General features: G+C 71.9%; 19 protein-coding genes. 2 read left to right on the top strand and 17 right to left on the bottom strand.

Annotation, left to right across the window (positions count from 1 at the left end; genetic code table 11):
- Positions 1 to 66 precede the first annotated feature (66 nt).
- The 5 genes from KBX21_RS22805 to KBX21_RS22785 form a co-directional block, all read right to left on the bottom strand.
- Positions 67 to 984, bottom strand: a complete 918-nt coding sequence (locus KBX21_RS22805) for a sirohydrochlorin chelatase (RefSeq protein WP_049578250.1) — start codon at positions 982 to 984, stop codon at positions 67 to 69.
- A 147-nt stretch (positions 985 to 1,131) separates the two neighbouring features.
- Positions 1,132 to 1,752 carry an ATP/GTP-binding protein gene (locus tag KBX21_RS22800; protein ID WP_049578253.1) on the bottom strand — a complete coding sequence of 207 codons (621 nt, stop codon included), beginning with the start codon at positions 1,750 to 1,752 and terminating at the stop codon, positions 1,132 to 1,134.
- Positions 1,733 to 2,242 carry a DUF742 domain-containing protein gene (locus tag KBX21_RS22795; protein WP_369801130.1) on the bottom strand — a complete coding sequence of 170 codons (510 nt, stop codon included), beginning with the start codon at positions 2,240 to 2,242 and terminating at the stop codon, positions 1,733 to 1,735. Before KBX21_RS22795 ends, KBX21_RS22800 begins: the two co-directional genes overlap by 20 nt.
- A complete protein-coding gene (locus tag KBX21_RS22790; RefSeq protein ID WP_017546610.1) occupies positions 2,239 to 2,673 on the bottom strand; it encodes a roadblock/LC7 domain-containing protein in 435 nt (144 codons plus the stop codon). Before KBX21_RS22790 ends, KBX21_RS22795 begins: the two co-directional genes overlap by 4 nt.
- A gap of 1 nt (position 2,674) precedes the next feature.
- Entirely contained in the window at positions 2,675 to 5,320 is a 2,646-nt protein-coding gene (locus tag KBX21_RS22785) for a nitrate- and nitrite sensing domain-containing protein (protein ID WP_307869253.1), read from the bottom strand.
- A 286-nt stretch (positions 5,321 to 5,606) separates the two neighbouring features.
- Between KBX21_RS22785 and KBX21_RS22780 the strand changes: the two genes are divergently transcribed.
- Both KBX21_RS22780 and KBX21_RS22775 read left to right on the top strand, forming a co-directional pair.
- The gene (locus KBX21_RS22780; protein ID WP_049578256.1) at positions 5,607 to 6,188 is read left to right on the top strand and encodes an XRE family transcriptional regulator; all 582 of its coding nucleotides are present in this window, start codon (positions 5,607 to 5,609) and stop codon (positions 6,186 to 6,188) included.
- A gap of 106 nt (positions 6,189 to 6,294) precedes the next feature.
- Positions 6,295 to 7,188 carry a trans-aconitate 2-methyltransferase gene (locus KBX21_RS22775; protein ID WP_210843581.1) on the top strand — a complete coding sequence of 298 codons (894 nt, stop codon included), beginning with the start codon at positions 6,295 to 6,297 and terminating at the stop codon, positions 7,186 to 7,188.
- A gap of 29 nt (positions 7,189 to 7,217) precedes the next feature.
- Here the strand turns inward: KBX21_RS22775 and argH are convergent, their stop codons facing one another.
- The 12 genes from argH to pheS all read right to left on the bottom strand — a co-directional run bounded on the left by argH (position 7,218) and on the right by pheS (position 22,049).
- Positions 7,218 to 8,636, bottom strand: a complete 1,419-nt coding sequence (gene argH / locus KBX21_RS22770; RefSeq protein WP_017546606.1) for an argininosuccinate lyase — start codon at positions 8,634 to 8,636, stop codon at positions 7,218 to 7,220.
- A gap of 80 nt (positions 8,637 to 8,716) precedes the next feature.
- Positions 8,717 to 9,250, bottom strand: a complete 534-nt coding sequence (locus KBX21_RS22765) for an arginine repressor (protein WP_049578261.1) — start codon at positions 9,248 to 9,250, stop codon at positions 8,717 to 8,719.
- Positions 9,247 to 10,194, bottom strand: coding sequence for an ornithine carbamoyltransferase (gene argF, locus KBX21_RS22760; RefSeq protein WP_049578264.1), 948 nt, complete (start codon positions 10,192 to 10,194; stop codon positions 9,247 to 9,249). The genes KBX21_RS22765 and argF overlap by 4 nt, the downstream gene beginning before the upstream one ends.
- Positions 10,191 to 11,399, bottom strand: a complete 1,209-nt coding sequence (locus KBX21_RS22755) for an acetylornithine transaminase (protein WP_049578266.1) — start codon at positions 11,397 to 11,399, stop codon at positions 10,191 to 10,193. Before KBX21_RS22755 ends, argF begins: the two co-directional genes overlap by 4 nt.
- On the bottom strand, positions 11,396 to 12,346 hold the full coding sequence (gene argB, locus KBX21_RS22750) for an acetylglutamate kinase (protein ID WP_156208153.1): 951 nt from the start codon (positions 12,344 to 12,346) through the stop codon (positions 11,396 to 11,398). Before argB ends, KBX21_RS22755 begins: the two co-directional genes overlap by 4 nt.
- Before the next feature lie 38 nt (positions 12,347 to 12,384).
- Entirely contained in the window at positions 12,385 to 13,191 is an 807-nt protein-coding gene (locus KBX21_RS22745; RefSeq protein WP_210843580.1) for a bifunctional ornithine acetyltransferase/N-acetylglutamate synthase, read from the bottom strand.
- A 15-nt stretch (positions 13,192 to 13,206) separates the two neighbouring features.
- Positions 13,207 to 14,235 carry an N-acetyl-gamma-glutamyl-phosphate reductase gene (gene argC, locus KBX21_RS22740; protein ID WP_210843578.1) on the bottom strand — a complete coding sequence of 343 codons (1,029 nt, stop codon included), beginning with the start codon at positions 14,233 to 14,235 and terminating at the stop codon, positions 13,207 to 13,209.
- A gap of 142 nt (positions 14,236 to 14,377) precedes the next feature.
- The gene (locus KBX21_RS22735) at positions 14,378 to 15,796 is read right to left on the bottom strand and encodes an FAD-binding oxidoreductase (RefSeq protein ID WP_247666184.1); all 1,419 of its coding nucleotides are present in this window, start codon (positions 15,794 to 15,796) and stop codon (positions 14,378 to 14,380) included.
- Positions 15,797 to 15,992: 196 nt separating this feature from the next.
- Positions 15,993 to 16,505: a MarR family transcriptional regulator gene (locus KBX21_RS22730; RefSeq protein WP_199776680.1), complete on the bottom strand. Its 513-nt coding sequence runs from the start codon at positions 16,503 to 16,505 to the stop codon at positions 15,993 to 15,995.
- Between the two features lie 209 nt (positions 16,506 to 16,714).
- Positions 16,715 to 17,941 carry an aspartate aminotransferase family protein gene (locus tag KBX21_RS22725; RefSeq protein WP_049579221.1) on the bottom strand — a complete coding sequence of 409 codons (1,227 nt, stop codon included), beginning with the start codon at positions 17,939 to 17,941 and terminating at the stop codon, positions 16,715 to 16,717.
- A gap of 500 nt (positions 17,942 to 18,441) precedes the next feature.
- Complete coding sequence (pheT, locus tag KBX21_RS22720; RefSeq protein WP_210843574.1) at positions 18,442 to 20,931, bottom strand: phenylalanine--tRNA ligase subunit beta; 2,490 nt, start codon at positions 20,929 to 20,931, stop codon at positions 18,442 to 18,444.
- Positions 20,931 to 22,049, bottom strand: a complete 1,119-nt coding sequence (gene pheS, locus KBX21_RS22715; protein ID WP_049579225.1) for a phenylalanine--tRNA ligase subunit alpha — start codon at positions 22,047 to 22,049, stop codon at positions 20,931 to 20,933. Before pheS ends, pheT begins: the two co-directional genes overlap by 1 nt.
- Positions 22,050 to 22,195: the final 146 nt, after the last annotated feature.

Here is a 22,195-nt window from a genome sequence, read left to right as displayed (position 1 = left end):
CGACAGGGCCGCCCGGTGGTCCGGGCGGCCCTGTTCGACGGAGTCCTGGCGGGGCGTGTCGCGGAATCAGGACTCCGGACGGTGTCGGGAACCCACCGGGGCGGGCAGTTCCTCGGCGGTGGGCGGCTGCTCCACACCGAGCGAGTTGAGCACCTCGGCGTAGCGCAGCGCGGCGATCTTGCCCAGGAGGCTGTCCGCCCCCAGGGGAGCCCCGGGACGGGCGCCGTGGCGCTCGGCGAGGTCGGCCAAGTACTGGGCCGGGATCTCCGGGCCGACGGCGCTGGGCGCGATGACCGGACGCTGACAGCCGCCCTGGCGCAAGTGGGCCACGACCTGCTCGATCGAGGCCTCGTTCTCCAGGTCGGCCGGGAGCACCGTCAGCCCGAGCCGGGCCGCGAGCAGCACGGCGGTGACGCCGGCCGCTCCCACGGCGCCCTCTCCGCCCACGGCACCGACGACGACGCCGTCGGCCATGGTGGTGTTGCGGGCGGTCACGCTGATCAGGCGCATCCGGTCGGCGCGCACGAACCCGGCCTCGGCCAGGCGCAGGTGCAGCACCTCGGCCAGCATGGGGTGCGGGCCCAGGCCCTCGGTGACGCGGACGTCGGCCCCGGAGGAGGCCACGGCCGCCGCCACCGCGGCGTTGGTGCCCCCGTGCGGCGCCGTGACCAGGGGGACCACGACACCGCCGAGTGGTCGTTCGTCGGACTTCTCCAGGTCGGCCAGGGCCTCTTCGATACCCAGTTCGTGGCCCTCGGTGTGCCCGAACCTGATGGTGACCTCGGGGCGGTAGGCCCGGACGAGATCGGCCATTCGGGCACCGATCAACTCACCGTCGGCGTCCCTGGCCTGTTCGGCAGTGCCCGGGACCGCCATGATCAGTGTGGGGGTACCGAACCAGTTGTCGAAGGACAGCGGGTTGCGGTGGCGTCCGGAACGCCGCTTGGGCAGTTCGCGTGGGGGAAGTCGGTCAGAGTTTCGCATACCAGGATTCAGACGAGAAGTGGATGGGGCGCGCTGTCAAAGCGGGTGGTCACTGCCGCGACATTGTAGCGTTCAACACCACATTCACGGGCGTTTCTCCCGAACGTACAACGGACCGACCCGGCTCGGACTGGCGGGGTCGCCCGGTCAACCGCTGAGCACCGGGCGACGGCTGTTGATGACGTGGGTGACCAGCTGGACGAGGACGTCCTTGGACGACTCCCGTTCCCTGGCGTCCGCCATCAGCAGCGGCACCTCCGACGGTATGTCCAGCGCCTCGCGCACCTCCTCCGGCTCGTAGTGGGCCGCCCCGTCGAACTGGTTGACGGCGACCACGAACGGCACGCCCCGGCGTTCGAAGAAGTCCACCGCGTGGAAGCACGTGTCCAGCCGACGGGTGTCGGCCAGCACCACGGCGCCCAGGGCACCCTCCACCAGCTCGTCCCACATGAACCAGAAGCGGTCCTGTCCCGGTGTTCCGAACAGGTACAGCACGATGTCGTCGTTGATCGTGATGCGGCCGAAGTCCAGCGCGACGGTCGTCGTGTACTTGTTCTCCACTCCCCCGAGGTCGTCGACCCCCTGGCTGGCCTCGGTCATCACCTCCTCGGTGCTGAGCGGGGTGATCTCGCTGACGGAGGCCACCATCGTCGTCTTGCCTGCGCCGAACCCTCCGGCGATGATGATCTTGACCGCCTGGGGTATCGCCTCCGGCGCCTCACGCGCGTCCTGCGTACCCGGTCGGTTCTCAGAGTCTGCGGATGCCATCGAGTACCGCCTGAAGTACTTTCTTCTCGGGAAGCTGGGTCACGGGCATCGCTGCCCGGGTGTGGACGTCGCCCTCGGCCACCAGGTCTCCCAGGAGCACCTTGACCACCGTCAGGGGGATGTCCAGGCGCGCGGAGATCTCCGCGACCGAGATGGGCCTGCGACACAGGGCCAGGATCGCCTGGAGTTCGGGGTCGCGGACGCGGTCGTCGAGGTCGCGGGCGGCCATGACGATCGTGATCAGGTCCAGCCCGCGCCCGGCGCTGCCGGGTCGGGTCCTGCCCCTGGTCATCGTGTAGGGACGGACCAGCGGACCGGCCGGGGCGTCGCCCGCGGTGGCCCCGGCCGCTGGCCCCTCGGAGGTGGGGTGCCCTCTGCCCCGGTGCCAGGTGGGGTGCGTACGCCGTGCCGGGCCCGCACCCTCCCGCTCTCCTCTCACCGACGGCACGCTCGACAGCGAGCCGCCGCGCTGTTCGCCCGGGGTGTTCACGAACTCCCGCCTCCCATGGCCGTGAGGTGGCCCGGGCGCCGTGGCGGCGCGGTAAGGAACTGGCCCACCCTCTTGACCCGGAGGTTCATCTCGTAGGCGACCAGTCCGACGTCGGCGTCCTCGGTCGCCAGGACGGCCAGACAGGCCCCGGTGCCCGCCGCGGTGACGAACAGGTACGAGTGCTCCATCTCCACGACGGTCTGGCGGACGTCGCCGCCGCCGAAGTGGCGCCCGGTGCCCCGGGCCAGGCTCTGGAACGCGGAGGCCACCGCGGAAAGATGCTCGGCGTCGTCCGAGACCAGTCCCCGGGAGCGCCCGAGCAGCAGTCCGTCGGCCGACAGCACGATCGCGTGGCTGGCGCCCACGACGCGGTCGACCAGGTCGTCAAGGAGCCAGTCCAGGTTGTCCGCGGCCTTGCTCATGCCCACCATCTCAGTCGCTCTCTCCTGTGTGGTCGTCGGCGCCTGCACCGACCTGGTCATCACTGCTGTGCGCGAGCCCGTCGCGGCCGATCTCCTCGGCTCGACCGCGTCGGGTTCCGGCGCTGAAGGCGTCCATCATGCGGCGGGCCTGTTCGGGGCTTCGCTGCGACACCGGTCCGGAGCCGTGCGGGTCCGCCCCGGTCGAGGGGTCGTCGCGGAGCTGGGGTGCGAGGTTGGCCTGCCGCCTGCGGCGGGGCAGGCCCGCCCGGTCCGGTCTGGATCCGGCACCCGTCTCGTCTCCTCCTCTTCGGGGCAGGGGTGCGTGGCCGCTGGGCCGCGACCGTCCGGGCTCGGGTCCGGGGTCGTCCGGCGTGGGCTCGGGCTCGGGTGTCAGGTCCGGCACCTGGCGCAGCAGCGGGCCGTCGGGGACATGGTCGTTCGTCTCGTCGCCGGGCTGGCGGTCGTCGTGCTCGGGGACCGACCGCAGGACGGGGCGGGCGTGTCGGGGCCCCGACTCCGCGGCCAGCAGGTCGGCGGGGCCGTCGTGGTCCTCGCCCGCCTGGGGTTCGGGGCTCACACCGTTGGAGCGGGCGAGCACCGCCGCCCGGGGGCGCTCCACCGGGGCGCCGCCGCTGGAGACCACCAGGGCGTTGGGCACGAGCACCACGGCGCGGGTTCCTCCGTAGGGCGAGTGCCGCAGCTGCACACCGATCTCGTGCTTGAGGGCGAGCCTGGCCACGACGAACAGACCGAGGCGGCCGTCCGTTCCGGGGGTCATGACGTCGAACTCCGGCGCCTCGGAGAGCGTGGCGTTGTTCTCGTCCAGGACCTCCTCCGTCATGCCCAGCCCCCGGTCCTCGATCTCGATCACCACACCCTTGGGGACGTTGTCCGTGGCGATGGTGACGTTCGTGTGCGGCGGCGAGTAGGCGGTCGCGTTCTCGACCAGCTCCGCGAGCAGGTGGATGACGTCGGCGACCACCGCTCCCACCAGCGACAGGTCCGGTACGGAGGTGAGTTCGACCCGTGCGTACTCGTCGGTCTCGGAGATGGCTCCGCGCAGGATGTCCACGAGCGGGACGGGGTGGCGCCAGCGCCGGCCGGGCTGGGCGCCGCCGAGGATGATGAGGTTCTCCGCGTGGCGGCGGCCCCGGGTCGCGAGGTGGTCGAGCTGGAAGAGGCTCTCCAGCAGGTCCGGGTCCTCCTCCTCCCGCTCCACGCGGTCCAGGAGTTGGAGCTGACGCTGCACGAGGGACTGGTTGCGATGGGCGATGCCGAGGAAGACCCGGCTGACGCCCGCACGGATGTCGGACTGCTTGACGGCGGCGCCGACTGCGGTGCGCTGGGCGATGTTGAAGGCGTCGGCCACCTGTCCGACCTCGTCGGTTCCGTGGTCGAGCTGCTTCATCTCGGTGTCGAGGTCCACGCTCTCCCCCGCCTCCAGACGGCGCACGATCCGAGGGAGGTCGCTGCGGGCGATCCCCAGTGTCTCCGCCCGGAGCCTGGCCAACCGGTAGGTGAGGCGGCTGGCCGAGCTGGCGGCCACCCCGTAGGCGACCGTTCCGGCGAACAGGGAGGTGATACCGCCGCCGAGGGCCATCGTGAACATCCACGAGCTGGCCTCCTCGGTGGAGGTGACCACGCTGTCCACCCGGTCGGTGGTGACCTCGGCGAGCCCGGTGTTGACCTCGTCGGCCGCCTCTCGCCAGTCGCCGAGGCCGCTCGGCGGGGTGCGGTCGCGGTTGATCTCCCCGGTGAGGGGGTCGATCTCCACGGGCGCCTCGTGTTGCATGAGGGTGTCGGCGATCCCCATGGCCTCCACCCACGCGGCACCGCGGGTGATCCGCTCGACGCGGGAGGCCTGATCCTCCTCCTGGGAGACCGTCCCGGGAGCGAGCCCGGCCTCCGCGGGGGCCTCGGCACCCCGGTCCGGGATCTCCTCGGGCGTCTCCTCCGCGCTCAGACGGCGACGCGTGTCGCCCGCGAGCGAGGCGATCTCGGCCTGGTGCGAGCGGGTGAGGTCGTTCTCCGCGAGAACGGCGGTGATGACGGCGTCGACGTGGCCGAAGCTCTCCATGGACCACAGCAGGTTGTCGGCCTCGGAGGCGGCGTCGGAGACGAGCCCGTCGTCCAGTCCCTGGACGGTGGCCGAGTAGAGGCGGATGCCCTGTTCGATCGCGCCGGTGTAGGTGTCCAGGACCTCCGTCACCGGGCCGGGGTCGGCGAGATTGTCGGTGCGCAGTGCCTGGACGTCCTCCAGGGAGCCGAAGAACGCCAGGGCCAGCGGCTCGGGTTCGCCCCGGCCGCCCTCCAGGGTGTCGCGTACCTGGCGGAGCTGGGCGAGGGCCTCGTCGGTGGTCCGCGCCGCGTCGACCAGCGCCTGTCGGCTGTCGCCGCCGGGGTCGGTCACGAACTCGACGCCGAGTCGGCGTTCGTCCTGGAGCGCCGTGAGCGCTCCGGCGAGGTCGGCCCCGGCTCGGCCGTCGGTGACGGAGTGGTGCAACGACACCGCCTGCGCGAGTGTGGCCGTGCTGAGCAGGATGAACAGCGCGAGGAAGGTGACGGTGGGGATCAGCACGATCCGGTTGAGCTGTGTCCTGATGCCGGGACCGTTCCCGCTCTTGGGCCCGCGACCCGTGCTCACTGGCTGACCCACTGCGCTCCTCCCACGGACTCGACGCGGGCACCGGAGACCACGCTTGGTGCGTGCCGGTCCCCGCACGGGTCGTCACGGTACGCGCAGATGGAAACACGTGCGGTGTCCGCAGACTCTGGACGCTACCGCACTCTTCCCCCTGGCGCGGGGGAATCGGAGATTGGATCCCTCGCGGGCACGGGCCCTGGGTGCGTCGGTGGTCTGGTGTGTGCACGCATGTCAGGGGATGGTGCCGGAAGTCCGTACCTCAGTGCGGTTGTTGCTCCTGGGACATAGGGTTCTGCCCATGACGCAAGAGGATCGTGATCTGGACCGGCTGGTCAGAGGGCGTATCCGCGCCCTTCGGGTGGCGCAGGGCTGGTCCCTGGAGGACTTGGCCGCACGCGCCCGGCTGAGCCAGTCGACCCTGAGCCGGATCGAGAACGGGCAGCGCCGACTGGCCCTCGACAGCCTGGTGACGCTCGCCCGGGCGCTGGACACCACCCTGGACCAGCTCGTGGAGAGCGCCACCGACGACGTCGTCACCAGCCCGATGGTCGACGGCAACCACGGCACGCTGCGCTGGCCGGTGAGGGCGGACCCCGGCATGACCGTCATGCGCCAGAGGCTGACCGATCCCCCGCCGGACCAGCCGTCTCGGATGCGGGCGCACCCCGGCCGGGAGTGGCTGGTCGTGCTGTCCGGCACGGCCGTGCTGCTGTTGGGAGAACGGCGCCTACGGATCGAGACCAACCAGGCGGCGGAGTTCCCGACCATGCTTCCGCACGCGATCGGGGCGGAGGGCGGTCCGTGCGAGATCCTCGGCATCTTCGATCGGGACGCCCGCCGTGGGCACCAGCGGGGCGGCGCGGAGGACTCCCCCGCGTGAGCCCGGAAGCGGGCGCGCTTGCGCGTCCGGCAGCCGCGGTCGGCACTTTCTTGCTTTTGGCGAAAGCAGTACTGCCACAGGCGCAAGGGGTGCCTAACCTGGGCGCATGACGCACTCTCACACACACCACGGTCAGCACTCCGAGCACCAGCACCACGACCACCAGGCGGGCCACCGGCCCGCTCCCGGCTCCCACGACCAGGCGGTGATCCTCGACCTCGACGCGCGGGTCATGGCACCGCAGACCGACCGCGTCATCGGCTGGCTGCCGCTCCGGGAGGAACCGCGCGAGATCGTCGACCTCGGCTCCGGTACCGGGGCCGGGACCCTGCCGCTCCTGGACCGCTTCCCCGAGGCCCGTGTGACCGCCGTCGACTCCTCGGCCGAGCACCTGGACCGGCTGCGGGTGAAGGCACGGGAAGCGGGGGTCGAGGGCCGCGTGCGCACCGTCCTGGCCGACCTCGACCAGGCCGACTGGCCCGATCTCGGCGCCCCGGACCTGGTGTGGGCCTCGGCGTCCCTGCACCACATGGCCGACCCCGACCTCGCCCTGCGCCGGGTCCGGGACCTGCTCGCGCCCGGCGGGCTCCTCGCTCTGGTGGAGCTGTCCGGCTTCCCTCGTTTCCTGCCCGAGGACGCCCCGCAGGAGCGGCCCGGACTGGAGGAGGCCCTGCACGCGGTGAGCGACCGGTGGCACGCCGGGCACCTGCCGCACCGGGGCGCGGACTGGACGCGGAAGCTGACGGACAACGGGTTCGTCATCGAGGGCGAGCGCACCGTGACGGCGGAGGTCGAGGGCGCCGGGGACCCGGTGATCGGCGAGTACGCCCTCACCAGTCTCCGGCGCCTGCGGGAGGGCGTGGCCGACGAGCTGGCCCCCGAGGACCTCGCGGCGCTCGACCGGCTGCTGGACGCCGGGGGCCCGGGCGGGATCACGCGCCGCGACGACCTGACGGTGCGTACCGTGCGCTCCGTCTGGGCCGCCCGCCGCTCGGACTGATCCGGGTCCGTGCGTCGGACGGCCGGGGGCTAGGCCACGAAGGCCTTGCGGTGCTCCTCGACGTCGGAGCGCAGGCGCCCGAGCTGTTCGGCGACGCGGACGGGGGCGGTGCCGCCCCGGCCCGCGCGGGAGGCCAGGGAACCCGGGACGGTCAGGACCTCGCGCACGCCCGGGGTCAGGTGCTCGGAGATCTCCGCGAAGTCGGCGTCGGTGAGATCGGGCAGGTCGATGCCGCGCTCCTCGCAGACCCGCACGCAGGTACCGGCGATCTCATGGGCATCACGGAAGGGGACGCGCTCGCGGACCAGCCATTCGGCGATGTCGGTGGCCAGGGAGAAGCCCTGCGGGGCCAGCTCGGCCATCCGGTCGGTGTGGAAGGTGAGCGTGGCGACCATGCCGGTCATGGCGGGCAGCAGCAGGTGCAGGCTGTCCACCGCGTCGAAGACCGGCTCCTTGTCCTCCTGGAGGTCCCGGTTGTAGGCCAGCGGGAGCCCCTTGAGCGTGGTGAGCAGACCGGTGAGGTCACCCACCAGCCGCCCCGCCTTGCCACGGGCGAGCTCGGCGACGTCGGGGTTCTTCTTCTGCGGCATGATCGACGAGCCGGTGGAGAAGGCGTCGTCGAGGGTGATGAAGGAGAACTCCTTCGTCGCCCACAGGATGATCTCCTCCGAGAGCCTGGACAGGTCCACGCCGATCATGGCGGTGACGAAGGCGAACTCGGCGACGACGTCGCGAGCGGCCGTCCCGTCGATGGAGTTCTCCGAGGAGGCCGGGAAGCCGAGTTCGTCGGCGACCGCCTCGGGGTCCAGCCCCAGGGAGGACCCGGCCAGGGCGCCGGAGCCGTACGGGGAGACGGCGGCGCGGCGGTCCCAGTCCCGGAGTCGTTCGACGTCCCGGACCAGAGGCCAGGCGTGCGCCATCAGCTGGTGGGCGAGCAGCACCGGCTGCGCGTGCTGGAGGTGGGTCCGGCCGGGCATGGCGGCGTCCGGGTGCGCCCCGGCCTGGTCGGCGAGGGCGCGCACGAGGTCGAGGAGCTGGTCGGCGATGGACCGGGCCTCCTCACGCAGGTACATGCGCACCAGGGTGGCGATCTGGTCGTTGCGGGAGCGCCCGGCGCGCAGCCGCCCGCCGAGTTCGGGTCCGACCCGCTCGATGAACCCGCGCTCCAGCGCGGTGTGCACGTCCTCGTCCTCCAGCACGGGGGTGAAGTCCCCGGAGGCCACGTCGGTCTCCAGCCGGTCCAGTCCCGCGATCATGCGGTCCAGTTCGTCGGCCGTGAGCAGCCCGGCGCGGTGCAGGGCGCGGGCGTGGGCGCGCGATCCGGCGATGTCGTGGCGGGCGAGGCGCCAGTCGAAGTGGGTGCTGAGCGAGAGGCGGGCCAGGGCCTGGTCCGGTCCCCCCTCGAAGCGGCCGCCCCACAGGCGCAGGGCCTCGGGCTGGTCGGCCATCGTGGTCTCCTTCGTGACGTTTCGGTTGGTGCGGGGGACGGCGCGGGCCGTCCGAAGCCGGGTTGACGGCGCCAGGGCCGTCAGGGTCTGCGGTCGGCCAGCCGCAGCAGCGCCGCGGCGAGGTCATCCCCGCCCTGGGGGTCCCGGGAGATCACCAGGATGGTGTCGTCTCCGGCGATGGTCCCCAGGATGGTGTGGAAGTCCGTGTGGTCGATGGCCGAGGCCAGGTACTGGGCGGCCCCCGGCGGGGTGCGCACGATGACCATGTTGGCGGAGGCCTCGGCCGAGACGAGCAGGTCCTCGGCCAGCCGGGTGAGGCGGGCCCCGGAGACCTGTTCGAGGCTGAGGGTGTCAGGGCGGGTGCGCTGGAGGCGTTCGCCGCCCTCCCCCGGGAGCACGTAGGCCAGGTGACCGTCGGCGGTACGGAGTTTGACCGCGCCCAGTTCGTCCAGGTCCCGGGAGAGGGTGGCCTGGGTGACCTGCACCCCGGCCTCGGAGAGGCGTTTGGCCAGTTCCCCCTGGGAGCGGACGTCCTCACGGGTGAGGACGTCCGTGATGCGGGCGTGCCGGGCGGCCTTGGTCATCGGGACCGGTCCGCTGTGGTCGTGGCTCATCGTGTCTCGGGCTCGGGGTTGTCGCTGCTCTCCAGCAGGTGGGCGAGCAGGGCCTTCTGGACGTGGCGGCGGTTCTCGGCCTCGTCCCAGACCACGCTCTGGGGGCCGTCGATGACCCCGGCGGTGATCTCCTTGCCCCGGTAGGCGGGCAGGCAGTGCAGGACGATGGCCTCGGGGTGGGCGGCGGCCACCAGGTCCTCGTCCACGATGTAGGGGCGGAACGGGGCCTCCCGGTCCTCCTTCTGGCCTTCCTGGCCCATGGACACCCAGGTGTCGGTGGCCACGACGTCGGCGCCCTCGGCGGCCTGGCGGGGGTCGGTGGTGACGGTGACCGACCCGCCGGTGCCCTCGGCGATCTCGCGGGCCCGGGTGAGCACGACCTCGTCCGGGTGGAACCCCTCGGGGGCGCCGATCCGCACGTGCATCCCGGCGGTGGCGCACCCCAGCAGGTAGGAGTGGGACATGTTGTTGGCGCCGTCGCCGAGGTAGGCGAGGGTGAGCCCGGCCAGCGTGCCCTTGGACTCGCGGACCGTCTGGAGGTCGGCGAGGATCTGGCAGGGGTGGAACTCGTCGGTCAGCGCGTTGATCACCGGGACGCCGATGTGCCGGGCGAGGTTCTCCACGTCGGCCTGGGCGAAGGTGCGCCAGGCGACGGCGGCGACCTGGCGCTCCAGGACGCGGGCGGTGTCCTCCAGGGGTTCGCCGCGCCCCATCTGGGTGCTGCCGGAGTCCAGGACCAGCGGGCTGCCGCCGAGGTCGGCGACGCCCACGGAGAAGGACAGCCGGGTCCGGGTCGAGGGCTTGTCGAAGAGGAGGGCGACGGTGCGCGGACCAGCCAGGGGGCGGTACGCGAAGCGGTCCCGCTTCATCTCGTCGGCGAGGTCGAGGACGCGGCTCTGCTCTTCGGGCGTGAGGTCGTCGTCACGCAGGAAGTGCCGGGTCATGACTGCTGCTCCTTCGTGGCGGCGGCCTCGGCGGCGTCGAGGATGGTGGGCAGTGCCTCGATGAACACCCCGATCTGTTCCGGGGTGATCACCAGGGGCGGGGCCAGACGGATCGCGTCGGGGGCGACCGCGTTGACCAGGAAGCCGCGGACCGCGGCCTGCTCCTGGACGTGCGCGGCGTGCGGTCCGGTGAGCACGAGGGCCCGCCAGAGACCGCTGCCGCGCTGTCCGGCCAGGAGCGGGTGGTCGATGCCCTCGATCTGCTCGGCGAGGAGGTCGCCCATCACCTTGGTGTGGGCGAGCAGCCCCTCGGCCTCGATGGTGTCGATGACGGCGAGGGCGGCGGCGCAGGCCACGGGGTTGCCGCCGAAGGTGGAGCCGTGGTCGCCCTTGTGGAAGGCGTCGGCGAAGCGGCCGAAACCGACGCAGGCGCCGATGGGCAGGCCGCCGCCCAGGCCCTTGGCGAGAGTGAGCACGTCGGGACGCACGCCCTCCTCCTGGTGGGCGAACCACTCACCGGTGCGGCCGATACCGCTCTGGATCTCGTCCAGGACGAAGGCGGCGCCGGTGCGGTCGCACAGGGCGCGGACCCCGGCGAGGTAGCCCTCGGGAGCGGGGACCACGCCCGCCTCACCCTGGGTGGGTTCGACGAACACGGCCACGCAGTTCTCGTCGACCGCCTCGGTGAGGGCGTCGATGTCGCCGTGGGGCACGAAGCGCACGTCCATGCCGAAGGGGCCGAAGGGCTCGCGGATGGAGTCCTTGCCGGTCAGGGCGAGGGCCCCCGCGGAGCGGCCGTGGAAGCCCTTGGCGGCGGCCACGAAGTAGTGGCGGCCCGATCCGGCGGCGCGCTTGACCAGCTTGAGCGCGGCTTCGTTGGCCTCGGTGCCGGAGTTGGCGAAGAAGACCTTGGCGTCGCCGCCGACCAGCTCCACGAGGCGCTCGGCCAGCTGGACCTCGCGCTCGTGCACGAAGAGGTTGCTGGTGTGGGCGAGGGTGGCCGCCTGGTGCGCGACCGCCTTGACCAGGGCGGGGTGTCCGTGTCCGAGGCTGGAGACGGCGATGCCCGCGATCAGGTCGAGGTACTGGCGGCCGTCGGCGTCGTAGACCTCGCAGCCGCGCCCGAGGGACAGGGCCACCGGCGGCACGCCGTAGTTGGGCATGAGCGAGGCGGCGAAGCGCTCCCTCAGGTCGCTGCTGGTCACTTGTGGGCTCCCGGGTTCTGATCGGTGGTGTACGTGGGGCGCCAGGGGCGCGGGTAGTGGCCGTTTCCGGAGAGGAGTTCGGCCTCCAGCTCCTCGTCGGCGACCATCGTGCCCACTCCGAGGTCGGTGAAGACCTCGAGGAGCAGGGAGTGCGGCACACGGCCGTCGATGATGTGGGACTGGGGCACGCCGCCCTCGACCGCCTTCAGGCAGGCCTCCATCTTGGGGAGCATGCCCGAGGAGAGGGAGGGCAGGATGGCGCGCAGCTCGTCGACGTTGAGGCGCCGGATGAGGTCGGTGTTGGCCGGGTAGTCGGCGAACAGGCCCTCGACGTCGGTGAGCATGATGAGTTTGCTCGCGCCCAGGGCCACGGCGAGCGCGGAGGCGGCGATGTCGGCGTTGACGTTGTAGACGCCGCCGTCGTCGGCGCGCGCGACGCTGGAGACGACGGGGATGCGGCCGTCCGCGATGAGCGCGGACACGGCACCGGGGTTGACCTCGCTGACCTCGCCGACCCGGCCGATGTCGACGGTCTCGCCGTCCACCTCCACGCTCTTGCGCTCGGCGTAGAGGAGGTTGGCGTCCTCGCCGGACATGCCGACCGCGAACGGGCCGTGCTGGTTGATCAGACCGACGATCTCGCGGTTGACCTGTCCGGTGAGGACCATGCGGACGATGTCCATGGCCTCGTCGGTGGTGACCCGCAGGCCGGCGGTGAAGCTGGACTCGACGCCGGAGCGGTCGAGCATGGCACTGATCTGGGGTCCGCCGCCGTGGACGACGACGGGGCGCAGGCCCGCGTAGTAGAGGAAGACGATGGACTCCGCGAAGCGGACCCGCAGCTCCTCGCTGATCATGGCGTTGCCGCCGTACTTGACCACGACCGTGCGGCCGTGGAAGCGCGAGAGCCAGGGCAGCGCCTCGATGAGGTGCGCCGCCTTGTCCATGGCCTGGGCCTGGTCCTGGGTGGTGTGTGTCGCGGAGTTCACTGGTGGGCCTGCCTGTCCTCGGGGGCGCCGGGTTCGGCGGTGACGGGTGCGGGTGCGTCCGCCGCGATCTGGGCGGCGAGTTCCTCGCAGACCCCGGTGAGCAGGAGGGCGATCTCCGACTCGTCCGGGGTGGCCGGGGCGGCGCCGCTGGCGAGCAACAGGACGGTGTCGTTGGTGCCGGTCAGCGGGGCGAGGGCCGAGGCGGCCGCGTCGCCGACCAGGCGCTGGCACTGTTCGGGGCTGAGGGCGGCGTCGGTGGTCAGGACGCACAGCGCCGAGTCAACGGAGGCGTCGGGGCCCTTGGCCATGCCTCCGACGGTGACTCCCCCGCCTCTCCGGAAGGCGAACTTGGCCACGGTGTCGTCGGTGCGGATGGCGTCGGCGGCGGAGAGTCCGCCGCCCCGCGCCGCTTGGGCGAGCGCGTCCGCCACTGCGGAGTTGAGGGTGGCGGCCGGTGGGACGGCCCCGACCTCACCGGCGGAGCAGAGCGCGATCTCGGCCGCCGAGTCCGCCAGCAGCTCGGCGGTGTGCTCGGCCTCGGCGTGGGCCGTCTGGAAGCCGAGCGGGCCGGTGGCGGCGTTGGCGCTGCCCGCGTTGAGGACGACCGCGCGGACGCGGCCGCCCGAGACGACCTGTCGGGTCCACAGGACGGGTGCGGCGGGGTCGGGGTGGTCGGTGAAGACGGCCCCGGCCGCGCGTGAGGGGCCGTCGTTGACGACGACGGCGACGTCCCGGGCGTGGTCCTCGCCGGTGCCGGTGGTGACACCGGCTGCGCGGAACCCCTGGGGTGCGGTGACACTCATGTCGGCCCCCCTCCCCTAGGGCGCGACCGCGGCGAGCGGGAGGCCGGTGGTCTCGGGCAGGCCCAGGGCGAGGTTGGTGCTCTGGACCGCTCCGCCCGCGGTGCCCTTGGTGAGGTTGTCCAGGGCGGCGACGGCGACCATGCGGCCCGCGTCGGCGTCCACGGTGACCTGCACGAGCGTGGTGTTGGCGGCGAGGGTCATGGCGGTGTTGGGCCAGGTGTCCTCGGGAAGCAGGTGGACGAAGGGTTCGTCGGCGTAGGTGGTCTCGTAGGCGGCGCGGACCTGGTCGGCTGTGACCCCGGGCTTGAGGGGCGCGGTGCAGGTGGCGAGGATGCCTCGGGGCAGGGGGGCCAGGACCGGAGTGAAGGAGAGCCGGACCGGTTCGCCGCTGACAGAGGTGAGGTTCTGGATGATCTCCGGGTTGTGCCGGTGGGCACCGCCGACTCCGTAGGGGCTGAGGGCGCCCATGACCTCGCTGCCGACGAGGTTGGGCTTGGGTGCCTTGCCCGCGCCGGAGGTGCCGGTGACAGCGACGACGGTGAGGTCGGTCTCGACCAGCTGTTGGGCCAGGCTGGGGAAGAGGCCGAGGGTGGCGACGGTGACGTGGCAGCCGGGGACGGCGATCCGCCGGGCGCCGGTGAGGCGGTCGCGCTGTCCGGGCAGCTCGGGCAGGCCGTAGGGCCAGGTCCCCGCGTGGGGAGTGCCGTAGAAGCGTTCCCAGGCGGCGGCGTCGTCGAGGCGGAAGTCGGCTCCGCAGTCCACGACGAGGACGTCGTCGCCGAGCTGTTGGGCGATGTCGGCGGACTGGCCGTGCGGCAGGGCGAGGAAGACGACGTCGTGGCCGCGCAGTTCCTCGACGGTGGTGGGCACGAGGGTGCGGTCGGCGAGCGGCAGCAGGTGGGGCTGGTGCTGGATCAGGGGGGTCCCGGCGTTGCTGCCCGCGGTGAGGGCGCCGATCTCGATGTCGGGGTGTCCCAGGAGCAGACGCAGCAGCTCGCCTCCGGCGTAGCCGCTGGCTCCGGCGATGGCCGCTGTGTATCCCATGGTGAGACCCTCTCTTCTCGCTTGGACTGAACCATCATGCATGCCAGTGTAAGTTTATGCAACTGGTGGCGGCCGAAGCGGGGGGTGTACCAGGAGGGTGCGGCGGGTGCGGCGGGGGCGCGGCCGGGGTGGGGCGCTCGGGTCAGTTGCCGGGCATCCGGGTGGCCAGATCGGCCAGGCGGGAGGTGTGGCCCCCCTCGGTCCGGGACTCGCGGCGGTCCGCGGTGCGGTACAGCCCGCGCACGACCTGGGTCCCCATCCAGCGCAGCGGCTCGGGCTCCCAGCCGCGCACCTCGTGACCGACCCACGGCAGGCGGGTGAGGTCGGTGCTGCGCCCCAGGACCAGGTCGCGCAGGGTTCGACCGGCCAGGTTGCTCGTGGAGACCCCGCTGCTGGAGTAGCCGCCCGCCCAGCCCAGTCCGGACTCGGCGTCCAGGTTCACCGTCGGCGACCAGTCCCGGGGCACACCGAGCACACCCGACCAGGCGTGCTCGATCGGAGCGTCGGCGACGTCGGGGAACATGCCGGTCAGCGAGCGCCAGAGCTCAGCGATGGCCTGCGGCGCGGTGGCGCCCTCGTTGTCCTCCGAGGCGCCGAGGCGATGGGGCGCGCCCCGGCCACCGATGGCGATGCGGTCGTCGGCGGTGCGCTGGGCGTAGACGTAGGAGTGGGCGGAGTCGCGCAGGAGCTCACGGCCCTGCCAACCGATGCGTTCCCACAGGTCGGCGGGGATCGGCTCGGTGACGATCATCGAGGAGTACATGGGGCGCCACCGGCGGCGCTGACCGCGCAGGGTGGAGGTGAAGCCCTCGGTGGCCCGCAGTACGTGGTCGGCGCGGACGGTGCCGTGCTCGGTGACCACGGACGGGCGCTCGGAGCCCTGACGGGGTCGGATCTCCGTCACCGGGGTGTCCTCGAAGATCTCCACGCCCAGGGCCTCGACCGCCCTGGCCAGGCCGGTGACCAGTCTGGCCGGTTGGACACGGGCGGCGTGCGGTGAGTAGGCGGCCGCGACGGCGCCCTCGACCGCGATCGGGGGCGCGTGGTCCAGGTCCACCATGTGGATGTCGTCCGGCCAGTACCCCCAGTCCTGGAGGTAGTCGATGTGGGCCTGGAGGCGTTCGCGCTGGGCGGGGTTGCTGGCGACCACGCGCATGCCGCCCTTGACGACGTCCGCTTCGATCCCCTCGGTCTCGGCGACCGAGACGACCTCGTCCACGGTGTTCATCAGGGCGCGCTGGAGGGCGATCATGGCGGGCTTGCCATGTGACCGTGCGTAGTCTTCCTGGGAGCCGGAGAACTCGGCGGACAGCCACCCTCCGTTACGCCCCGAGGCCCCGAACCCGGCGAACTCCCGCTCGACGACACAGACGCGCAGGTCGGGCTGGTCCTTCTTGAGGTAGTAGGCGGCCCACAGGCCCGTGTACCCGGCTCCGACCACGCAGACGTCGTAGTCGGCGTCGCCGGGGAGCGGGGCTCTGCGCTCGGGCAGACCGTCCTCCCGGAACCAGAAGGAGACACCGCCGTTGGCGAAGCGAGAGGACCGGGGAATGGGCCTCATCTGGGCAGCAGTGGTGAACAGCCTCATCATTCCCCCCGGAACCTCAGTGCTCCCGACCCACCCCGCGTTGGGCCCCCGAATCTCTGGCCAACCTACATGGGAACGAACGCGGATGGGATGTTTTCTGCACATTCACGTGGATCGCCACACCACTGAGTGGGGATTCGACTACGCAGAGTCCTCATTCGGGCTCGCGTCAGCCGCGGGCACTGTCACGGAGCGTACGCGCGATGGCGGCGAGTTGTCGAACCCCCGTCTCACCGAGCGGTGCGAGGACGTGCTCCCTGAGGCGTTCGACGTGTCTCACCCGTGCGGCGACGATGAACTCCAGCCCCTCCTCGGTGAGGGTGGCGTAGACGACCCGGCGATCGCTCGCACAGTTGTGTCGTTCCAGGTAGCCCTCCTTCTCCAAGCGGTCGGCCAGCTTGGTGAAGCCACCCGTGCTGAGACTGACCTCGCGGGCCAGGCGGCTCATCGGCAGCTGGTGCCCCGGGGTGCGCTGGAGGCGGATGAGGACCTCGAACCACGGCCCGGCCATGTCCTTGCCGTCCGGAGTGATCCCGTGCAGAAGGCGAGGCTGGATCGCGTTCATCGCCTCGTGCACCAGCCCCCAGGCCGTGATCAGGTCGTCGTCGCTGGCCCCGGAGTCCTGCGGTTCGACGGTGTCCGCACCGTCCCGCTCCTCCGTGGCGTCGCTCTGTGCCGTCATGGACCGCTCCCTGTCGTGTGACCGGGGGCCTCGTCCACACGCACCCCCGAAGAAGTATCTTCCCAGTAAATATTACTGCACGATACGAGCACCTGACAGAGGTTTCCTGGGAAAATAACCAACCCACCGGCGCCGTGCACCGGTGGGTTCCTCGGATCCTGCTGTGGGTCCTTCTTCCGGGGAGCCCGGAGTGACCGGGCTCCCCCTCGTCAGTGTCGGGCCATGACCGCGTCCAGGGCCGCCGACAGGGTGGACGTCAGGTGCTCCACCTGCTCCCAGGTGATGACCAGGGGCGGCGAGACCAGCAGGGCCTTCGGGACCGGCCGGACGATGACGCCCCGCATACGGGCCTCGGCGAAGACCTCCGCCGTGGTGATCCCGCGCTCGGTGAGGGCCTCCTCGGTGAGCTCCACCGCGCCCATCACCCCCATCCCGGAACGGACCTCGGCCACCAGCGGGTGGTCGGCCAGGCCGCGCAGCGCGGAGTCCAGGTGGGTCTCCACCTCACGGGAGACCGTGAACAGGTCCTCGCGCTCCAGGATGTCCAGGTTGGCCATGGCAGCGGCGCAGGCCGACGGGTGCCCGGCGTAGGTGGTTCCGTGCAGGAACGGGTTTCCCTCCTCGTTCCAGAAGGGATCGGCCACGCGACCGTTGACCACGACCCCGCCCAGCGGCAGGTATCCGCTGGAGACGCCCTTGGCGAAGACGATCATGTCCGGGCTGACCCCGAACCGCTCGATCCCGAACCAGTTCCCCATGCGCGCGAAGCCGCAGATCACGCTGTCCACGACGAAGAGGACACCGTACTTCCGACAGATCCGCGCCACGTCGGCGAAGTAGTTCTCCGGAGGCAGGAAGACCCCGCCCGCACCGATCACCGGCTCCGCGAAGAAGGCGGCCACCCGGTCCGCCCCGACCCGCAGGATCTCGGCCTCCAGAGCGGCGGCGGAGTCGTGCGGGACCACCGAGGTGTCCTCGATGAGGTTCCCGTAGCCGGAACGGAAACGCTCCATGCCGATGATGCTCGTGCCGAAACCGTTGAGGCCGTGGTAGCCCCCGGTGCGGCTGATCAGGTGCTGCCGCTCCGGCTGGCCCTGCGTGGCCCAGTAGGCCCGTGCCAGCTTGGCGGCGGTGTCGATCGACTCCCCTCCCCCGCAGGTGAGGATGATGCGCGGGTCGTCGACCGGGGCGTGGGCTGCGAGGCGGTCGCTCAGCTCCATCGCGGGTACGTTGGCGAAGTCCCCGTAGACGGTGTAGGCGTCCAGGGTGCTCATCTGTCGGTGGACCGCGTCCGCGATCTCCGCGCGACCGTGCCCGACGTTGGAGTACCAGAGACTGGCGGTGCCGTCCAGGTAGCGGTCACCGAACTGGTCCCAGAGCCAAACGCCCTCGGCGCGGGACACGACGAACTCCGGGCCCTTGGCCACGGTGTTCATATCACAGAAGGTATGCCAGAGGCGGCTGGGCTCCCGGTGTTCCTTGGGAGCGAGCGCGGACGAGACAACCGTTTCGGTCATATGGCGACCTCCGAGCCGTGACATGCGCGAGAACGCGCAGCGGAAAACGGATCTGACCCCTTCCTGGGGCGCCCAGGTCGTGGCAGGTACTCGCAGGCTAAGTTCTCATGCCGCTCCACAGCAAGAGCCAAAACGAGCTTTCATGCCCCGAAACCCAAACTTCATTCCGGCTACCCCCGGCGCCTCGCGCTAAAACCCTTACTACGCTGGAAAGACGTGGTTGCAATTTCCTTGAAATCCGAACGCCGCCGCCGCGCGTTTCACAACAGGTGGCGGACGTGGTCCTTCCTTCTCGGCGGTGTCCGGACCCCGCTCCCCCTGTCGTAACACAGAAGGGTGGGGCGGGTCCTCCTCCTCAGGGAGTACCCGCCCCACCCTTCCCGCGACCCCGGGCCCCTTCGGACCGGAGCCGGCCGGGATCAGCCGCGCAGGACCGCGCCGGTGCGCTCGGTGGCCAGGGCGACGGCGGCGTCACGCGCGGCCCCCGCCTCCTCGGCCGTCAGCGTCCGGTCCTCGGCCCGGAACCGCAGCGCGAAGGCCACGGACCGGCGGCCCTCCCCGACCTGCTCGCCGGTGTAGACGTCGAACAGCCGCACGCTCTCCAGCAGCGGGCCCGCCCCCTCGGCCAGAGCCTCGCTGATCCGGCCGACCGGCACCGAGGCGTCGACGACCAGGGCCACGTCCTGGGTGGCCACCGGGTAGGTCGACACCGTCGGCGCGGGCGAGTCCGTTCGGGCCCGCTCGACGCCGTCGAGGTCGATCTCCGCGGCGGCGGTGCGCTCCGGCAGCCCGAACGCCTTGACGACCCTCGGGTGCAGCTCACCGGCGTGGCCGACGAGCACCCGTTCGCCCTCGACCCGCACGTACAGGGCCGCGCAGCGGCCGGGGTGCCACGGCGCGCGGGCGTCGGCCTCGATCTCCAGGTCGACCCCGGCGACACGGGCGACGTCGCGGGCGGCCTGGATCGCGTCGGCCCAAGTGGCCGCGCGTCCCTCGCCCCACCAGCCGGCGCGCTCGGCGTCACCGGTGATGACCACGCCCACGCGGCGCGGCTGCTCGGGCAGGGCGGCGTCGACGAGCGCGAGCTCCTCGGCGCTCGGACCACGGTTCACCGGCAGGATCGGAGCGCGGGTGGCGCCGGGAACCGGCAGGTACACCAGACCCGTCTCGAACAGCGCGACGTCGGTGAGGCCCCGGCCCACGTTGCGGGTCAGCGCCTTGAACAGCCCCGGCAGGAGGGTGGTCCGCAGCAGCGGCTCCTCCTCGTTGAGCGGGTTGGCCAGGCGCAGTGACGCACGGCGCGGGTCGTCGGCGGCCAGCTGCAGGCCGTCGAGGTCGCGCTCGGCGGTGAACGGGTACGAGAGCACCTCGTTGAAACCGGTGTCGGCCAGAACCCGGCCGACCGCCCGGCGCAGGCGCTGGCTGGAGGTCAGGCCCCGTCCCGAACCGCTGGGCCGGATCGAGGGGATGTTCTCGTACCCCTCGAAGCGGATGATCTCCTCGGCGAGGTCGTTGGGGTCGGTGATGTCGGGCCGCCAGGTGGGCGGGGTGACCCGCAGCAGGTCCCCGTCCGTCTCGACCGCGCAGCCCACGGCGCGCAGCCACCGCTCGCTGGTGCCCTCGGGGTAGTCGACGCCCGCCACGCCCGAGGCGTGGGAGGCCCGGATGACGATGGGCTCGCGCGGGGTGCTCTCGTCGACCACCGTGTAGGCGGTCTCGACCGTGGCACCGCCGAGCTCGGCCAGCAGCTCCACAGCTCGGGTGGCGGCGACCAGCTGCCCGGCGGCGTCGATGCCGCGTTCGAAGCGGCGGGAGGCCTCCGAGGAGAGCTGGTGCCGCCGGGAGGCGCGCGCGATGCTCATGGCGTCGAAGTGAGCCGCCTCGACCAGGACGCTGGTGGAGTCCGGGCCGATCTCGGTGTCGAGCCCGCCCATCACACCGGCGACGGCCTGGGCGCCGGAGTCATCGGCGATGACGATGTCGTCGGAGTCCAGGGAGCGCTGGACGTGGTCCAGGGTCTCCAGCTTCTCCCCCGCCGCGGCCTGGCGGACCCGGATCGCGCCGTTGACGCGGTCCCGGTCCCAGGCGTGCAGCGGCTGACCGAGTTCGAGCATCACGTAGTTGGTGACGTCCACGGCCAGGGAGACGGGGCGGACCCCGCTCTGGTGCAGTCGGCGCCTCATCCACAGCGGGGTTGGGGCCTGCGGGTCGAAGCCGGTGGCGCCGCGCAGCACGAGGCGGTCGCAGCGCGCGGGGTCCTCGACCGAACCCGGGTGGCCGGGGCCGGTGGTCCCGGCGACGGTGACGTCGGCGGGGTCGTGGAGCGCGACCCCGTACAGCGCGGCGACGTCACGCGCCACGCCGCGCAGGGACAGCGCGTACCCGCGGTCCGGGGTGACGGCGATGTCGAGGACGTCCTCGCGCAGGCCGAGGGCGGCGATGGCGTCGGCACCGATCTCGGCGAAGCCCTCGGGCAGCACGACGATGCCCTCGTGGTCCTCCCACAGGCCGAGTTCGGTGGCCGAGCAGATCATGCCCGCCGACATCCGCCCGTAGGTCTTGCGGGCACCGATCCGGAAACCGCCGGGCAGTTCCGCTCCGGGCAGGGACACCACGACGAGGTCGCCCTCGGCGAAGTTGCGGGCGCCGCAGACGATCTCCTGCGGCTCGCCGGTGCCGTTGGCCGAGCCGACGTCCACCCTGCAGTAGCGGATGGGCTTCTTGAAGCCGGTGAGCTCCTCGATCTCCAGCACCCGTCCGAAGACGACGGGGCCGGTCAGGTCGGAGCCGAGCTCGTCGACGGTCTCGACCTCCAGCCCGGCCAGCGTCAGCCGGGAGGCGAGGTCACGGGCGGAGACGTCGGCCGGAAGCTCGACGTACTCACGCAGCCAGGTCAGGGGGACGCGCATCAGTTCTCACTCCCGAAGGCCGAGGTGAAGCGGATGTCGCCCTCGACCATGTCGTGCATGTCGCGCACCCCGTGCGCGAACATCAGTGTCCGTTCGATTCCCAGGCCGAAGGCCCAGCCGCTGTGGACCTCGGGGTCCACGCCGGCGGCGGTGAGCACACGCGGGTTGACCACGCCGCAGCCGCCGATCTCGATCCAGCCCTCGCTGGAGCAGGTTCGGCAGGGCCGGTCGGGGTCGCCCACGGAGGCGCCCCGGCAGACGAAGCACTCGATGTCCACCTCGGCGGAGGGCTCGGTGAAGGGGAAGTAGGACGCGCGGAAGCGGGTCCGCAGGCCCTCACCGAAGACGGACTCCACGAACGCGTCGATGGCGCCGCGCAGGTGCGCCAGGGTGATCCCCTTGTCGACGACCAGCCCCTCCAGCTGGTGGAAGACCGGGCTGTGCGTGGCGTCCAGCTCGTCGGTGCGGAAGGTCTTGCCGGGCGCGACCACGTACACGGGCAGCTCGCGCGAGAGCAGCGCGCGGATCTGGACCGGGGAGGTGTGGGTGCGCATGACCAGGCCGGACTCGCCGCCGTCGGGACCCTCGACGAAGAAGGTGTCCTGCATGCTGCGGGCCGGGTGGTCGGGCTGGAAGTTGAGGGCGTCGAAGTTGAACCACTCCGCCTCGACCTCGGGACCCTCCGCGACCTCGAAGCCCATGCCGACGAAGACGTCGGTCATGCGCTCGGCGACGGTGGTCAGCGGGTGGCGGGCCCCGCGGGGCGTGCGGTCCCAGGGCAGGGTGACGTCGACGCGCTCCTCCACGAGGACGCGCTCGTCGCGCTCGGTCTCCAGCACCGCCTGGCGGGCCTTGAGGGCCTGCCCGACGTCGCGTCGGGCGCCGCCGACGCGCTTGCCCGCGTCGGCCTTGGCGGCCGGGGGCAGGGCGCCGATCTCCCGGTTGGCCAGAGCCAGCGGGGAGCGGTCGGAGGCGTGCGCGAGCCGGACCTCCTTGAGTTCGGCGAGGTCGGCGGCGGCCTCGATGGCGGCCAGGGCCTCCTCGCGCATGCGGGCGACCTCGTCGGGGTGCAGGGAGGTCACCTCGACCGGGTCGAAGGAATTGTTCGGTGCAGACATGGTTGGTTGCCTCGCCGTCACCGGCCCTCCACGGAAAGCGGGGACCGGCGCGGCAGTCACGGTCCGCACGGGGGCGGACGAAGCCGACAGGAAAAGCACAGGCGGTTTCGGGCAGCCCGGGAAGGTTTCCGTCGCGGGGTCCGGGA

The sequence above is a fragment of the Nocardiopsis sp. B62 genome (genome assembly GCF_018070675.1).
Lineage (GTDB): Bacteria > Actinomycetota > Actinomycetes > Streptosporangiales > Streptosporangiaceae > Nocardiopsis > Nocardiopsis prasina.
This window is presented reverse-complemented; position numbering and strand designations above follow the sequence as displayed.

Coding starts and splice junctions, on each gene's coding strand:
- argC (WP_210843578.1), bottom strand. CDS start 14,235: ATGGGATACACAGCGGCCATCGCCGGAGCCAGCGGCTACGCCGGAGGC.
- KBX21_RS22745 (WP_210843580.1), bottom strand. CDS start 13,191: ATGAGTGTCACCGCACCCCAGGGGTTCCGCGCAGCCGGTGTCACCACC.
- pheT (WP_210843574.1), bottom strand. CDS start 20,931: ATGCGCGTCCCCCTGACCTGGCTGCGTGAGTACGTCGAGCTTCCGGCC.
- KBX21_RS22790 (WP_017546610.1), bottom strand. CDS start 2,673: ATGGTGGGCATGAGCAAGGCCGCGGACAACCTGGACTGGCTCCTTGAC.
- KBX21_RS22805 (WP_049578250.1), bottom strand. CDS start 984: ATGCGAAACTCTGACCGACTTCCCCCACGCGAACTGCCCAAGCGGCGT.
- argH (WP_017546606.1), bottom strand. CDS start 8,636: ATGGCCGACCAGCCCGAGGCCCTGCGCCTGTGGGGCGGCCGCTTCGAG.
- KBX21_RS22775 (WP_210843581.1), top strand. CDS start 6,295: ATGACGCACTCTCACACACACCACGGTCAGCACTCCGAGCACCAGCAC.
- KBX21_RS22735 (WP_247666184.1), bottom strand. CDS start 15,796: ATGAGGCCCATTCCCCGGTCCTCTCGCTTCGCCAACGGCGGTGTCTCC.
- argB (WP_156208153.1), bottom strand. CDS start 12,346: ATGGACAAGGCGGCGCACCTCATCGAGGCGCTGCCCTGGCTCTCGCGC.
- KBX21_RS22725 (WP_049579221.1), bottom strand. CDS start 17,941: ATGAACACCGTGGCCAAGGGCCCGGAGTTCGTCGTGTCCCGCGCCGAG.
- pheS (WP_049579225.1), bottom strand. CDS start 22,049: ATGTCTGCACCGAACAATTCCTTCGACCCGGTCGAGGTGACCTCCCTG.
- KBX21_RS22765 (WP_049578261.1), bottom strand. CDS start 9,250: ATGAGCCACGACCACAGCGGACCGGTCCCGATGACCAAGGCCGCCCGG.
- KBX21_RS22730 (WP_199776680.1), bottom strand. CDS start 16,505: ATGACGGCACAGAGCGACGCCACGGAGGAGCGGGACGGTGCGGACACC.
- KBX21_RS22780 (WP_049578256.1), top strand. CDS start 5,607: ATGACGCAAGAGGATCGTGATCTGGACCGGCTGGTCAGAGGGCGTATC.
- argF (WP_049578264.1), bottom strand. CDS start 10,194: ATGACCCGGCACTTCCTGCGTGACGACGACCTCACGCCCGAAGAGCAG.
- KBX21_RS22800 (WP_049578253.1), bottom strand. CDS start 1,752: ATGGCATCCGCAGACTCTGAGAACCGACCGGGTACGCAGGACGCGCGT.